This is a genomic window from Pseudomonas sp. VD-NE ins (assembly GCF_031882575.1).
GTDB lineage: Bacteria > Pseudomonadota > Gammaproteobacteria > Pseudomonadales > Pseudomonadaceae > Aquipseudomonas > Aquipseudomonas fluorescens_BZ.
The window spans coordinates 3205751-3219989 of the sequence record NZ_CP134772.1 but is presented as its reverse complement, the minus strand read 5'-3'; the positions used below and the strand labels follow the sequence as shown (position 1 = coordinate 3219989).

The window sequence follows — 14239 nt, the reverse complement described above, 5'->3', positions numbered from 1 at the left end:
ATGTCCGACTATCTGCTGCAAATGAACGGCATCATCAAAACCTTCGGCGGTGTCAAAGCGCTCAACGGCATCGACATCAAGGTCAGGCCCGCCGAGTGCGTTGGCCTGTGCGGCGAGAATGGTGCCGGCAAGTCGACGCTGATGAAGATCCTCTCGGCGGTCTACCCCCACGGCACCTGGGACGGGGAAATACTCTGGGACGGGCAACCGCTCAGGGCGCAATCGATCAGCGAAACGGAAGCCGCCGGTATCGTCATCATTCACCAGGAATTGACGCTGGTACCCGATCTGTCGGTGGCCGAAAACATCTTCATGGGCCACGAACTCACGCTGCCCGGCGGACGCATGAATTACCCGGCGATGATCCACCGCGCCGAAGCCCTGATGCGCGAACTCAAAGTCCCCGACATGAACGTATCGCTGCCGGTTTCGCAGTACGGCGGCGGCTATCAGCAACTGGTGGAAATCGCCAAGGCCCTGAACAAGAAGGCACGCCTGCTGATCCTCGACGAGCCTTCCTCGGCCTTGAGCCGTTCGGAAATCGAGGTGTTGCTGGACATCATCCGCGACCTCAAAGCCAAAGGCGTTGCCTGCGTCTACATCTCGCACAAGCTAGATGAAGTGGCCGCCGTGTGCGACACCATTTCGGTGATCCGCGACGGCAAACACATCGCCACCACCGCCATGGCCGACATGGACATTGCGCAGATCATCACGCAGATGGTCGGCCGGGAAATGAGCAACCTCTACCCCGCCGAGCCGCACGACATCGGCGAAGTGATTTTCGAGGCCCGCCACATCACCTGCTACGACGTCGACAACCCCAAGCGCAAACGGGTCGACGATATTTCATTCGTCCTCAAGCGCGGCGAAATCCTCGGCATCGCCGGGCTGGTTGGTGCCGGCCGTACCGAACTAGTGACCGCGCTGTTTGGCGCTTACCCCGGTCGTCACGAGGGCGAAGTCTGGCTGGACGGTCATCCCATCGACACCCGCACGCCGCTCAAATCAATCCGCGCTGGTCTGTGCCTGGTGCCGGAGGACCGCAAGCGCCAAGGCATCATTCCGGATCTGGGCGTCGGCCAGAACATCACCCTCGCTGTGCTGGACAACTACTCGAAGCTGACCCGCATCGACGCCGAAGCCGAACTGGGCTGCATCGATCGGGAAATATCGCGCCTGCACCTCAAGACCGCCAGCCCTTTTCTGCCGATCACCAGCCTCTCGGGTGGCAATCAGCAAAAAGCCGTGCTGGCGAAGATGCTGCTGGCCAAACCCCGGGTACTGATTCTCGATGAGCCGACCCGAGGTGTGGACGTCGGCGCCAAATACGAAATCTACAAGTTGATGGGTGCGCTGGCCGCAGCAGGTGTGTCGATCATCATGGTCTCGTCGGAGCTGGCCGAAGTGCTCGGCGTGTCCGACCGCGTGCTGGTGATTGGCGAAGGCCAGTTGCGTGGCGACTTCATCAACCATGAACTCACCCAGGAACAGGTGCTCGCCGCCGCCCTCAGCCAGTCTGGCAGCCATAACAATAATGATCGGAAATCCGCGTAAATGAATCAGGTCAAACAACTGTTCACTCGCTACAAAATGCTCGCGCTGGTGTTTGCCGTGGTGCTGATCTGGCTGTTCTTCAGCTGGCAGACCGAGGGCGGATTCCTCACTCCGCGCAACCTTTCCAATCTGCTAAGGCAGATGTCGATTACCGGCATTCTCGCCTGCGGCATGGTGCTGGTGATCATCAGCGGCGAGATCGATTTATCGGTCGGCTCATTGCTCGGCCTGCTCGGCGGACTCGCGGCGATTCTCGATGTGGTCTATCACATTCCGCTGCTGGCGAACCTGAGTCTGGTCGCCCTGTGTGGCCTGATGATTGGTCTCGCCAACGGTTACATGACGGCTTATCTGCGCATCCCCTCGTTCATCGTCGGTCTGGGCGGCATGCTGGCGTTTCGCGGGATTCTGCTTGGGATTACCGGTGGCACGACCATCGCACCGGTATCGCCAGAACTCGTCTACATCGGCCAGGGTTACCTGCCCCATGCGATCGGCACCGGCCTTGGCGTTCTGCTGTTTGCGCTGACGGTATTCCTGACCTGGAAACAACGGCGCAATCGCGCTCTTCACGGTCTCGCGGCGCATTCATTGCTGCGCGATGTCATCCGCGTGTTGGTGATCGGCGCTGTGCTGACCGGTTTCGTGCAGACGCTCAACAGCTATGACGGCATTCCCGTGCCGGTCTTGTTGCTGCTGATTCTGCTGGGCGTGTTCAGCTACGTGACCAGTCAGACCGTGTTCGGTCGCCGCGTCTATGCCGTGGGCAGCAACATGGAAGCGACGCGCCTGTCCGGGATCAATGTGCAGGCCGTGAAGCTGTGGATTTTCGGGATCATGGGCGTGATGTGCGCCCTCGCCGGCGTGGTCAACACCGCACGCCTGGCCGCCGGTTCGCCCTCGGCCGGCAGCATGGGCGAACTCGACGCCATCGCCGCGTGCTTTATCGGCGGTACTTCCATGCGCGGTGGCTCCGGCACGGTGTACGGCGCCCTCCTCGGCGCGCTGGTCATCACCAGCCTGGACAACGGTATGTCGATGCTCGACGTCGACAGTTACTGGCAGATGATCGTTAAGGGCAGCATTCTGGTGTTGGCGGTTTGGGTGGATGTGAGTACTCGGACCGGGCGCCGTTGAGCCACAGGGATCACGCGGCGGGCGTGGTTGCGGCCGCCGGGCTGAGAATCTCCACCAGAAAATCGATGAACACGTTGATCCGGCTGGACCCACGGTGATTGGGTAAATACAACGCGTTGATGCACGTACTGGCGCTGCCGGGATTGACCTCGTACTGCTCAAGCAATCGGGTCAGCCGGCCGGCTGCGACGTCGTCGCGCACCAGCCAGTCGGCCAGCAGCGTAACCCCGCCTCCACCGATGGCGGCTTCGCGCAGGATGTCGGCGTTGTTGCTTTGCAGGCGCCCATGGACGTTGAGCTGAATGGGCGCGTCTTCATTCTGAAAGGTCCAGTGCTGGTGGGTGCCGCCGTAATCGAAACGCAGGCATTGATGCTCCAGCAAATCCCGTGGATGACAGAGCGCCGCGCTACGCGCCAGATACGCCGGACTGGCTACCACCCAGCGTTCGAACTGCCCCACGCGTTTGCTGACGATGTCTTCACTGACCACCGACGATCCGAGTCGCACCGAAACATCGATCTGCTCGCTGAGCAGGTCGCTGACCTGATCGCTCAGCGACAGACTGATTTCCAGGCCCGGATGCCGCTCGAGCAAGCGGCTCAAATGCGGCGCGATCAGGCGCCGCCCGAACTCCACCGGCACGCTGATGCGCAGACGGCCCTGCGCTTCGGCGCCACGATCGGCGACGACAGCATCGGCTTCGTCGATCGCGTCGAGAATCGCCACGGCTTTTTCGAAATAGGTCTGGCCGGCAACGGTCACGCTGGTGTTGCGCGTGGTGCGATTGAGCAGGCTCGCGCCCAGCTCGTGTTCCAGCCCGGCCACTTGCCGTGTCACTGACGACGTGGATATCCCGAGTTTGCGCGCTGCCGAGGAATAGCCCCCGCAGCGCACGGTTTCCACAAACATCTTCAGTGCCAGCAACTTGTCCATAAGCGGGGTCCGGTCGAAAGGGAACGCGGATGATTGTGCATCACTGTTCCCACGACGTCTTGTACCGCCGTGCTTGAACAAAGTCCCCAGTCGTTCAGACATCGCCCTTGCGGCTCAGGAACAACCCGAGCGCCAGCGCTGGCAGCAGCGCCACCGCGACGGCGGACAGGTTCCAGCCGAAATGCTCGTACAACGGGCTCGCAACCAGCGACCCCAGCGCGCCGCCGACGAAAATACTGGTCATGTACACGGCGTTCAGGCGCGCACGGCTGTGGGGATCGAGGGCGTACACCTCACGCTGGCCGAGCACCATGTTCAATTGCACCGCGAAATCCAGCAGCACCGCGCACACCACCAGCCAGACATAGCCGCTGCCCGGGAGCGCGGCGATCAACAGCGAAACCGGCGCCAGCAACAAGGCGACCAGCGTGCCGCGCCGACCATGCCCGGCATCGGCCAGGCGTCCGGCGATCGGCGCCGCAATGGCACCCACCGCACCGACCAGCGCGAAGATCGCCACGTGTGCCTGAGTGAAGCCGTGGTGACGCATCAGTTCAATCGGCGCGAGGGTCCAGAACAGGCTGAAGCTGGCAAACAGCAGCCCTTGATACAGCGAGCGCTGACGCAGCAGCGGATAGCGCCGGGCCAAGGCAAACACCGAGCCGATCAGCGCAGCATAGGTGGCTTTATGCGTCGGCAGCCGACGCGGCAGTGCCACAGCGGTAATCAGCGCGATGACCGCCATCAGGGCCGCCGCGCTGTAAAACACCCCACGCCAGCCGAACACTTCAACCAACAGGCTCGACAGTGGCCGCGACAACAGAATCCCCAACAGCAGACCGCTCATGATATTGCCGACGACGCGGCCACGACTGGCCTCGGGCGCCAGGTGCGCCGCCAGCGGCACCAGGATTTGCACGGCCACCGAGGTCAGGCCGATGAGCAAAGACAACACCAGGAACATCGACGGTGAATGGGTCAGCCCGGCGCACAACAGCGTGACGCTCGCTGCCAGGGTGAAACCGACCACCAGCCGGCGGTTTTCCATCAGATCGGCCAGTGGCACCAGCAGCAACAGGCCCAGCGCGTAACCAAACTGCGTGAGCGAAACGATCAGGCTGGCATTGGCGCTGGACAGACCGATCTGCGGTGCAATCAGTTCGACAATTGGCTGCGCGTAATAAAGATTGGCCACGACCGCGCCACAGCAGAATGCCAGGAACGCGACCATCAGGCCGGAGAGTGAAGTTGGCTGTTCGGCGCTGGCCGCAACGGCTGGATTGCCCGTGAGCATGATGACACCTCATTGAGTTCAGGAAAGTGCTGCCAAGGCTACGGCCCTGTTGCGACGCGCAGAATCCACGCGGCGGGCAACGCAGTGATGCGTCCGGCGCAACGGCGCAGGCGTTGCTTCTCGCGCAACGCGCTGTTGCGTGGGCCGGTGATTCTCCGGCGCTGGTGGTTTCTCTACGCTTTGGCCTCTGGCGCTGTCGTCCCATGCGGCGCCCTTCCCCGGCCATCACAAGGAGCGTTTCCATGACCCGTAGCCCATCCGTCCTGTCATCGCCTGCCGCGTTTTTTCCTGTGCCATGAACAGCTCATTTCTGAAGTCCAGAACGCTATGGATCAGCGTGGCAGTCGCCGCCGTGCTCGGCCTGATCGGCGCCGTTTGGTTGATGTGGCGCCCGGCGATTGCGCCGATCGAGCGCCCGACGATGTTCGACACCTCGCAGTTGCAACGCGGGGCGCGGGTGGTCGAGGCCGGCGATTGTGCGGTCTGCCATACCCGCCCCGGTGGCGAATATCTGGCCGGCGGACTGCCGCTGGTAACGCCGTTCGGCACGCTGTACAGCACCAACATCACCCCGGAAGCAGAGACCGGTATCGGCCAATGGTCACTGCCAGCCTTCGAGCGGGCGATGCGCCAAGGCATCGCTCGCGATGGTCACTTCCTCTATCCGGCATTCCCCTACGTGCACTACCGGCGCATGAGCGCAGCAGACATCGCCGACGCTTATGCCTACTTGATGAGCGGCCCTGCCGTGCACGCGCCGGCCGAGCAAAACCGGATGAATTTTCCGATGAATATTCGTCCGTTGGTGTCGTTCTGGAACCTGCTGTTTCTACACGGTGAGCCATTGACGCCGCTGGCACAGCGCAGCGAGGCGTGGAATCGCGGGCGTTATCTGGTCGACGGCCCGGGGCACTGCGCCGGCTGCCATTCGCCGCTGAACCTGATCGGCGCGGAAAAATCTTCGGAATATCTACAGGGCGGCAGCGTTGACGGCTGGCACGCGCCGGCGCTGGTCGGCATGGGCCAGCGCGGCAACCCGTGGAGTCACGCGCAACTGGTGGGCTATCTGCGCGCCGAGATCGTCGATGGCCACGGCACACCCGCCGGGCCGATGCGTCCGGTCAGCTTGAGTCTGGCCCGCTTGCCCGCCAGTGAAGCCGAGGCGATTGCCGAGTATTTGCTCAGCCTGGAAAACCCGCACCCACTGACGCAACCGTCGCCAAAGACACCTGCCAGTGAAGCGGCAGACTACTCGACCGGCGCCCTGCTCTTCAGCAGCGCCTGCGCCGGCTGCCATGGTCCGGCGGCGCCGATGCGCAGCATCGATGGTCGCCCGGGCCTGCAAAACAGCTCGGCGCTGCAAGCGGCCAGTTCGCGCAACTTCCTCAAGACCGTACTTGAAGGCTTGCCCGCCACGCCAGGATCGCCCGGCCCGGAGATGCCTGCGTTCGCCGCCAGCCTGGACAACGCGCAACTCGCCGCACTGGCCGCGTATTTACGCCAGCAAGCCAGCCCCGATCAGCCGTGGGCAGACCTCTCTTCCAATATTGAAGCGTTACGTCAGGAGACGAAATGAGCCAGATCACCCTCAACGTCAACGGAGCCGCGCAACCGCTTGAGCTGGAGCCGGACATGCCGCTGCTGTATGCGCTGCGCAATCACTTGAACCTCAACGGCGCCAAATACGGCTGCGGTCTCGGTCAGTGCGGTGCCTGCACGGTTATCGTCGATGATCAACCGGTGTTCGCCTGCCTGACGCCCTGCGCCGGTCTCGAAGGCAAAAAAATCCGCACCGTGGAAAGCCTCGGCAGCGCGGAAAAACCTGGCCCTCTGCAAGCGGCGTTCATCGAGAAACAGGCCGCGCAATGCGGCTACTGCATTGCCGGCATGCTGATGCGCGCGCAGGCGTTGCTTGAGCGTAATCGCCACCCGGATGAGGCGACCATTCGCGAGCACATGGCCGGCAATCTTTGCCGCTGCGGTACGCACTTGCGGATCATCGAGGCGATCAAACAGGTGGCCGGGCACAACGGGAGCCTGACATGAGTGAGTCGAACGGTTTGAACCCGAGTCGGCGTGCCTTTCTGCGTGGTGGTGCGTTGCTGATGGTATTCACCCTGATGCCGTTGGCGCGGCGTGTGTTAGCGGACACCGAAGTCGACACGCTCGGCACCGTAGTCCTCGCGCCCGATCTCCCCGGAAGCCTGCGCACCAACCCGTTTCTCGACGCCTGGATCCGCATCGGCGCCGACGGCATCACCGTCTACACCGGCAAGGTCGAATTGGGCACCGGGGTGAAAACCGCGCTGCTGCAAATCGCCGCCGAGCGTTTGCAGGTGCCGGCAACCTCCATCAACCTGCTCACCGCCGACACCGCGCTGACGCCCAACGAAGGCTACACCGCCGGCAGCCACAGTATTTTCGACAGCGGTACCGCGTTGTATAACGCCGCCGCGCAGGTGCGCGAAATGCTCGTCGATGCCGCCGCGCGCAGTTGGCAGGTTGATGCAGCACTGCTGAGCACCCGCGACGCTGTGATCGTAGGCCCGGCCGGTCAGCGGATGAGTTACGCCGTCGCGGTCAAGCATGTCGATGTGCATCAATACGCCGAGGCTCAGTCACCGGCGATGGCCGCCGCTGACTTCAAATTGATCGGCCATTCGTTGCCGCGCCTCGACATCCCGGCGAAGGTCAGCGGTGGTGCGGCCTTCGTCCAGGACATGCGCCTGCCGGGCATGCTGCATGCGCGGGTGATCCGCCCGCCTCGTCCGGGCTGCACGCTGCAAGCATTCGATGCGGCGTCCATCGAGGCTCAGGCTGGCGTGGTCAAGGTGATCCGCGACGGCAACTATCTGGCGGTGGTCGCTGGTGATGAGTGGCAAGCGATCAAAGCCATGCGCAGCGCCAGCGAAGTCGCGCAGTGGAGCAGCGGCGAGGCGATTCCCGAGGCTAGCGAGATTCATGACCTGCTCAAACGCCTGCCCTCACGGCGCTATCCGATCAGCAACAGCGGCACGCCGAGCGGCGCGGCCGACACGCGTTTTCAGGCGCGGGTCACCAAGCAATATCTGATGCACGGCTCGATCGGCCCGTCTTGCGCAGTGGCCTGGTTCAAGGACGGCGTTCTAACCGTCTGGACCCATACCCAAGGCGTTTACCCACTGCGCGCCGGCATTGCCGAAATGCTCGGTCTGCCAGCTGAGCGGGTGCGCTGTATTCATACCGAAGGCTCAGGGTGCTACGGGCATAACGGCGCCGATGATGCCGCCGCCGATGCGGCGTTGATTGCCCTGCGCGTGCCCGGGACGCCGGTGCGCGTGCAATGGATGCGCGAACAGGAAAATCTTTGGGAGCCATACAGCTCGGCGATGGTCACCGAAGTTGACGCTGGTCTCAGCCACGGCCGTTTGCAGGATTGGTCCTATGAACTATGGACCACGCCGCACAACGAACGCATCGTCAACGCCGGGCGTCTGTTGCCGGCACGCTTGCTCGCGCGGCCCTTCCCCTCGGCGCCATCCGTGCCGATCGCCCAGCCCGAAGGCGATGGTGATCGCAATGCGGTGCCGCTGTACGAGTTGAACTCGACGCGCATCAACATGACCTTCGTCACCGAGATGCCGTTTCGCACCTCGGCCATGCGTTCGCTGGGTGCGCACATCAACATTTTCGCCATCGAGGCGAGTATCGACGAGCTGGCGATTCGGGCCGGCATCGACGCGGTCGCTTTGCGTCTGGCCCATCTCAGCGACCCGCGTGCTCGCGCGGTGGTGGAACGTGTGCGTGATGAGATCGGCTGGCCGCAAAAACGCAGCGAGCCCGGCGCCGGTATCGGTTTCGCCTTTGCCCGCTACAAAAACATCATGGGTTACTGCGCCATCGCCGTGAAACTGCGCGTGCATCCGCAGACCGGCGAGATCCGCATCGACCACGTGGTGACGGCGGTTGACGTTGGCCAGATCGTCAGCCCCGATGGCCTGCGCAATCAAGTCGAGGGCGGCATCGTGCAGTCCGCGAGCTGGACCCTGTACGAAAAAGTCGCCTACGACGCGGGCGGCATTCGCAGCTACGACTGGAGCGGTTATCCGATTCTGCGTTTCACGCAACTGCCGGAACAAGTCGATGTGCATTTGCTCGACCAGCCGGGAGAACCCTTTCTCGGTGCCGCTGAAATCGTCCAGGGGCCGATGGCCGCAGCGCTTGGCAACGCCGTCGCCAACGCCACCGGCCGGCGCTGGCTGAACCTGCCACTCACGCGCTCAAACCCACCCGCCTGAGCTACGCCCGTGTTCGTCGCTGATGAGCACGGGCGCCGTTGCGCCCTGCGCAAAACAGCGTAGCGCCGGTCACCGATTATCAGCCCCGCTGAGCGCGGTTAAGTTAGCGGCACTGGTTCGCGGCACCGCTGCCGCGCTTGAATTCCTTCTATTGAAATCTGGAGCTACCCATGACTCGTCGTCTGTTCCAACCCCTCGCACTCGGTCCTTACACCCTCGCCCACCGCGTGGCGATGGCGCCGTTGACGCGCTCCCGCGCCGGGCAACCGGGCGATGTGCCGACACCGATGAACGCCGAGTACTACCGCCAGCGGGCCAGTGCCGCGCTGATCATCACCGAGGCCACACAAATCTCCCGGCAGGCTCAGGGTTACGCCTGGACGCCGGGCATCTACAGCCCTGAGCAGGTCCGCGCGTGGCGTGACGTCAGCGCGGCGGTGCATGAGGCCGACGGGTTGATCTTCATGCAGCTGTGGCACGTCGGCCGGGTGTCCCACCCCAGCTTTCAACCCGATGCCGGCCTGCCGGTTGCACCCAGCGCGCTGCCGGTGCCTGGCAAGACGTTTATCGTTGACGAAAACGGTAACGGCGTCTGGGGTGATGTGCCGGTGCCGCGTGCGCTGGAAACCGCGGAAATCGCCGGCATCGTCGAGGACTACCGCGTGGCCGCGCGCAACGCATTGCAGGCGGGCATGGACGGTGTAGAGATTCATGCTGGCAACGGTTACCTGCTCGATCAGTTTCTTAACAGCAACAGCAATCAGCGTGACGATGCCTATGGCGGCAGCGTGGAGAATCGCGCGCGGTTTCTGCTCGAAGTGGTCGCGGCCGTGGCTGAAGAAGTCGGCGCCGAACGGGTCGGCGTACGCCTGACGCCGATGGGGCGTTTCATGGGCATGGGCGATGACACCCCGGAGGCGACCTTCGGCCACTTGGTCGAGGCGTTCAATCAATGGAATCTGGCCTACCTGCACCTGGTCGAGCCGGCGATGGTCGGCACAGTCAAAGACGAGAACTTCGACCCGCGCTGGGACGCGATCATTGCCCAGTTGCGCAAGACCTGGAACGGCGTGCTGATCCTGGCCGGCGGTTATGACGCGCAATCTGCCGAACAGGCGCTGATCGCTGATCGTGCCGACATCATCGCGTTTGGCCGGCCGTTCCTGGCCAACCCGGATCTGCCGCGTCGGCTGCACGATGGCCTGGCGCTCAACACGCCAGACCCTGGAAGCTTTTTTGGCGGGGATCAGCGTGGCTACATCGATTATCCATTTCATGCCTGAACAAATGCAGACCTATGGGAGGGGCGGACTCGCCCCTTTTTTATTAGGTCATACGATCTCTGCGCCTAATCAAAGGCGTGGGAAATCCACCGTAACGTCAAACATATGCGTAGCTGTGAGCTTTCAGATCTATTGCCCGACGTTGTCGAATGCGGTAAAACCGCCTTGTTGTACGACAACCTAATAAAAACCAAGTCGTTCGAACGGCTAACAATCCTGAGATCTGCCATGCCTCGCCTTACCGCTGCGCAAGCCGTACCGCCACCCTACCCCCGCTCTCTCGCAGTAATCATTCTGTTCTGCATGGGCTGTGCGTTTGCCGGCAATCATGTGGCGGCGCGAGTCGCCTTTGATGATGGTGCGGGTGTGCTGCTGGCGATTTTGATGCGTTCCGGCGGGACCTTGCTGGTGCTCGCCATCCTGGTGCTGTGGCAAAGACAAAGCCCGCGCTTGCCGGCGGGTGCCTGGCGCTGGCAACTGTTGCTGGGGTTGCTGATCACTGCGCAGAGTCTGTGCCTTTACTCTGCTGTTGCGCGGGTGCCGGTGGCGCTGGCGCTGCTGGTGGCGAACGTATTCCCCATTCTGCTGGCATTGCTGACCTGGGCGTTGGGTGGTGCGCGACCGAGCGCACGCACCGCGACGTTGATGGGTTTGATTCTGCTGGGCCTGGTGTTTGTGCTGGATGTCCCCGGGCGTCTCTCGACCACAACAGACGTCAGTGCGCAATGGCTGACGGGCGTCGCGCTCGCGTTCTGCGCCGCCAGCGTGTTCGCCTGTGCGCTGTGGATCACTGACCACAAACTGTCTCAGGTACGTGGCTCGGTGCGCAGTCTGCTGACCATTTTCATCGTGTTCAGCAGCGTCAACCTGGCAGGGCTGACGGGCGCCCTTCCCGGCGGATTGAACCTGCCCGCCACCTCGACCGGATGGCTGGCCCTCGCCACCCTTGTGGTGCTGTACGGCACGGGTTTTATCGTTCTGTTCATTTCGGTGCCTCGCCTCGACATGCCGCGCAATGCGCCGGTCATGAACATCGAGCCATTGGCAACGTTGTTGATGGGCTGGATTGTGCTGGATCAAATGCTCAGCAACGGACAGATTCTCGGCGGGGTGATTGTGGTCACGGGCATCGTTTTGCTGACTTATCGTAAATCAGTCGTCAAGGCTGAGGTTAAAGTCAGTGCGTGAGGGGTTCTCGCCAGCGGTTGTTCACGGTCGAGTTGTGCTGCTATTGGCTCAGCTCATGGAATGGGTCAATCGCCCCGCCACTGAATCCAGTGTCGAGGCGATACGATTTCTGCCGTCAAAGCACTATCAGGAAGCGTCAATCCAGATGGTTTTGATTTCGGTGTATTGATCGTGCGCCCAGATCGACTTGTCGCGCCCGCCGAACCCCGACTCCTTGTAGCCGCCGAATGGCGTAGAGGCATCGCCTTCACCGAAGCAGTTCACCGTGACGATCCCGGCGCGAATCCCGCGCGAGAGTTTCAGGGCATGGCGCAGGTTGCCGGTGTAAGCCGATGCTGCCAGGCCGTAGGCTGTGTCGTTGGCCAGCACAATGGCTTCGTCAACGGTCTGGAACGTGGTGACGCTCAGTACAGGGCCGAAGATCTCTTCCTGGAACAAACGGCTATCGCGACTCACGCCGTCAACGATAGTGGGCTCGACGAAAATATCCTGGCGGGTTTTGCCGCCTACCAGCACACGCAGGTTTTCGTCGCGGGCCACATCAAGGTAGGAGCGCACCTTGTCGAAATGCGCCTTGCTGATCATCGAACCCAGGCGGTTCTCAGGATCCAGTGGATCGCCCATTTTCCAGTCACCCAGATGCACCTGGACACGCTGCAACAGTTCATCCTTGATGTCAGCGTGGACGATCAGCCGCGATGAGGCCGAGCAGTTTTCACCCATGTTCCAGAACGCGCCATTCACCACATGCTGGGCGACGAGGTCGATGTCTTCGACATCATTCATCACCACGGCAGGATTCTTGCCGCCACATTCCAGCACGATGCGTTTCAGGTTCGATTCGCTGGAATACTTGAGGAACAGCCGCCCGGTATCGGTTGAGCCGGTGAAGCTGACCATGGCCACATCCGCGTGACGCCCCAGTGGCTCACCGGCCTCCTTGCCTCCCCCGGGCACGACGTTGAACACGCCAGCGGGAATCCCTGCCTGATGCGCCAGTTCGGCGACGCGCAAAGTGCTCAACGTGGTTTCCTTGGCCGGTTTGACCACGATCGAACAGCCTGCGGCCAGCGATGGGCCGATTTTCCAGGCGAGCATCAGCAGCGGGAAGTTCCACGGCAACACCAGGCCGACAACGCCAATCGGTTCACGCACAACCATGGTCACCGCACCCGAGCCGACGGGAGCCGTAGCGTCGTAGATCTTGTCGATCAGCTCGGCGTGCCAACGCAGCGTATGAATCGTTTCCGGCACGTCGATGTTCTGGCATTCACGAATCGGCTTGCCACTGTCCAGGCTTTCCAGCACTGCCAGTTCGTGGGCGTTGTCTTCCAGCAATTGGGCAAAGCGCAGCAATACCGATTTGCGTGCGGACGGCGCCAGTGAATGCCAGCGTGCGTCGTCAAAGGCTTCCTTGGCCGCCGCTACCGCTGCATCGACGTCGTCGGCATTGCACGCGGCAATCTCGGTCAGCACCTGGTCGGTAGCCGGGTTGGTTGTGGTGAATGTCTTGCCTGACCGCGAGGCGCAAAACTGGCCGTTGATGAAGGCCTGATTGCGAAATTCGAGCTTCGCAGCCAACTCGAGATATTGCTCTTTACTCAGCAGGTCTGCCATTTCAAGCCTCCTCGACGATACGCGCGACGTTTTTCTGCAGGGTTTTGATCACGCTTTCCAGCGCTTGCTTCTCGGAAGGCTCCAGCGCTTGCAGTGGCGCCCGGACACCGCCGGCACGCAGCCCACTGAGTTCGCTGCCATGTTTGATCGACTGCACGAACTTGCCGCTCTCGAGGAAATCCATCAACGGCAACATCGCCGACATGATCCGCCGGCCCTTATCGAAATTTTTCTCGAGGACACAGGCTTCGTAGAGCGCGATGTGTTCGCGCGGGATGAAGTTCGAGCCGGCGCAAACCCAGCTGCGCGCGCCCCAGGCGAAAAACTCCAGGGCCTGATCATCCCAGCCACAGGACAGCTGGATCGACGGATGAGCGTGAGCCAGACGGTGCAGGCGGCTCATCTCGCCCGAACTTTCCTTGATCGCGGCGATGTTCTTGCAGCCAGCAATCGCTTCGAAAAACTCATCGCCCATCGCCACGCCCATCCGCGACGGGTAGTTGTAAAGCATGATCGGCAGCCCGGCGGCCTTGTCCACGGCGAGCACATGGGCGGCAATTTCCTTTTGCGTCGGCAAGGCGTATGGCGGTGACCCCACAAGAATAGCGTCCGCTTCAAGTGACTTGGCCTTCTCGGCAAAGTACACAGAATCTTCGGTACGAATGCCACCGGTGCCGATCACCAGTGGCAAACGTCCGCGGATCACCTCTTTGGCCCGCTCGGCGACGGCCACGCGCTCCTCGGCGGTGTGCGCGTAATACTCGCCGGTGGAGCCGCCAATTACGATGCCGTGAACCTTGGACTCGATCAGGTATTCGAGCACCTCGGAGAACGCCGAATAGTCGATCTGGCCATCAGCGGACAACGGGGTAATGGCAGGGGTGAAAATTCCGTCAAAGTTCATAGCGTTTTCTCCAGTGGTTCAATGTTCAATCCGTGCGCCCGACGGCAT

General features: G+C 62.1%; 11 protein-coding genes. 7 read left to right on the top strand and 4 right to left on the bottom strand.

What is annotated here, in order from left to right; translation table 11 throughout:
* Both xylG and RMV17_RS14195 read left to right on the top strand, forming a co-directional pair.
* On the top strand, nucleotides 1-1557 hold the full coding sequence (gene xylG / locus RMV17_RS14200; protein WP_311886929.1) for a D-xylose ABC transporter ATP-binding protein: 1557 nt from the start codon (nucleotides 1-3) through the stop codon (nucleotides 1555-1557).
* On the top strand, nucleotides 1558-2694 hold the full coding sequence (locus RMV17_RS14195) for an ABC transporter permease subunit (protein ID WP_311886928.1): 1137 nt from the start codon (nucleotides 1558-1560) through the stop codon (nucleotides 2692-2694).
* A gap of 10 nt (nucleotides 2695-2704) precedes the next feature.
* Here the strand turns inward: RMV17_RS14195 and RMV17_RS14190 are convergent, their stop codons facing one another.
* Nucleotides 2705-3628: a LysR family transcriptional regulator gene (locus RMV17_RS14190; RefSeq protein ID WP_311886927.1), complete on the bottom strand. Its 924-nt coding sequence runs from the start codon at nucleotides 3626-3628 to the stop codon at nucleotides 2705-2707.
* 94 nt (nucleotides 3629-3722) lie between these two features.
* Entirely contained in the window at nucleotides 3723-4922 is a 1200-nt protein-coding gene (locus RMV17_RS14185; RefSeq protein ID WP_311886926.1) for an MFS transporter, read from the bottom strand.
* 295 nt (nucleotides 4923-5217) lie between these two features.
* Between RMV17_RS14185 and RMV17_RS14180 the strand changes: the two genes are divergently transcribed.
* The 5 genes from RMV17_RS14180 to RMV17_RS14160 all read left to right on the top strand — a co-directional run bounded on the left by RMV17_RS14180 (nucleotide 5218) and on the right by RMV17_RS14160 (nucleotide 11670).
* Complete coding sequence (locus tag RMV17_RS14180) at nucleotides 5218-6498, top strand: c-type cytochrome (protein WP_311886925.1); 1281 nt, start codon at nucleotides 5218-5220, stop codon at nucleotides 6496-6498.
* Nucleotides 6495-6968 carry a (2Fe-2S)-binding protein gene (locus RMV17_RS14175; protein WP_123375250.1) on the top strand — a complete coding sequence of 158 codons (474 nt, stop codon included), beginning with the start codon at nucleotides 6495-6497 and terminating at the stop codon, nucleotides 6966-6968. The genes RMV17_RS14180 and RMV17_RS14175 overlap by 4 nt, the downstream gene beginning before the upstream one ends.
* On the top strand, nucleotides 6965-9199 hold the full coding sequence (locus RMV17_RS14170; RefSeq protein ID WP_311886924.1) for a molybdopterin cofactor-binding domain-containing protein: 2235 nt from the start codon (nucleotides 6965-6967) through the stop codon (nucleotides 9197-9199). The genes RMV17_RS14175 and RMV17_RS14170 overlap by 4 nt, the downstream gene beginning before the upstream one ends.
* A gap of 170 nt (nucleotides 9200-9369) precedes the next feature.
* Nucleotides 9370-10482 carry an alkene reductase gene (locus RMV17_RS14165; protein ID WP_311886923.1) on the top strand — a complete coding sequence of 371 codons (1113 nt, stop codon included), beginning with the start codon at nucleotides 9370-9372 and terminating at the stop codon, nucleotides 10480-10482.
* Between the two features lie 228 nt (nucleotides 10483-10710).
* Nucleotides 10711-11670, top strand: a complete 960-nt coding sequence (locus RMV17_RS14160; RefSeq protein WP_311886922.1) for a DMT family transporter — start codon at nucleotides 10711-10713, stop codon at nucleotides 11668-11670.
* A gap of 126 nt (nucleotides 11671-11796) precedes the next feature.
* On the opposite strand, the gene RMV17_RS14155 is transcribed toward RMV17_RS14160, so the two are convergent.
* Both RMV17_RS14155 and RMV17_RS14150 read right to left on the bottom strand, forming a co-directional pair.
* Entirely contained in the window at nucleotides 11797-13287 is a 1491-nt protein-coding gene (locus tag RMV17_RS14155; RefSeq protein WP_311886921.1) for an aldehyde dehydrogenase, read from the bottom strand.
* Nucleotide 13288: 1 nt separating this feature from the next.
* The gene (locus RMV17_RS14150; RefSeq protein ID WP_311886920.1) at nucleotides 13289-14191 is read right to left on the bottom strand and encodes a dihydrodipicolinate synthase family protein; all 903 of its coding nucleotides are present in this window, start codon (nucleotides 14189-14191) and stop codon (nucleotides 13289-13291) included.
* Nucleotides 14192-14239 lie beyond the last annotated feature (48 nt).

Excerpts from the sequence above, each read along its gene's own strand:
- xylG (WP_311886929.1), top strand. The coding sequence starts at position 1 with ATGTCCGACTATCTGCTGCAAATGAACGGCATCATCAAAACCTTCGGC.
- RMV17_RS14195 (WP_311886928.1), top strand. The coding sequence starts at position 1,558 with ATGAATCAGGTCAAACAACTGTTCACTCGCTACAAAATGCTCGCGCTG.
- RMV17_RS14190 (WP_311886927.1), bottom strand. The coding sequence starts at position 3,628 with ATGGACAAGTTGCTGGCACTGAAGATGTTTGTGGAAACCGTGCGCTGC.
- RMV17_RS14185 (WP_311886926.1), bottom strand. The coding sequence starts at position 4,922 with ATGCTCACGGGCAATCCAGCCGTTGCGGCCAGCGCCGAACAGCCAACT.
- RMV17_RS14180 (WP_311886925.1), top strand. The coding sequence starts at position 5,218 with ATGAACAGCTCATTTCTGAAGTCCAGAACGCTATGGATCAGCGTGGCA.
- RMV17_RS14175 (WP_123375250.1), top strand. The coding sequence starts at position 6,495 with ATGAGCCAGATCACCCTCAACGTCAACGGAGCCGCGCAACCGCTTGAG.
- RMV17_RS14170 (WP_311886924.1), top strand. The coding sequence starts at position 6,965 with ATGAGTGAGTCGAACGGTTTGAACCCGAGTCGGCGTGCCTTTCTGCGT.
- RMV17_RS14165 (WP_311886923.1), top strand. The coding sequence starts at position 9,370 with ATGACTCGTCGTCTGTTCCAACCCCTCGCACTCGGTCCTTACACCCTC.
- RMV17_RS14160 (WP_311886922.1), top strand. The coding sequence starts at position 10,711 with ATGCCTCGCCTTACCGCTGCGCAAGCCGTACCGCCACCCTACCCCCGC.
- RMV17_RS14155 (WP_311886921.1), bottom strand. The coding sequence starts at position 13,287 with ATGGCAGACCTGCTGAGTAAAGAGCAATATCTCGAGTTGGCTGCGAAG.
- RMV17_RS14150 (WP_311886920.1), bottom strand. The coding sequence starts at position 14,191 with ATGAACTTTGACGGAATTTTCACCCCTGCCATTACCCCGTTGTCCGCT.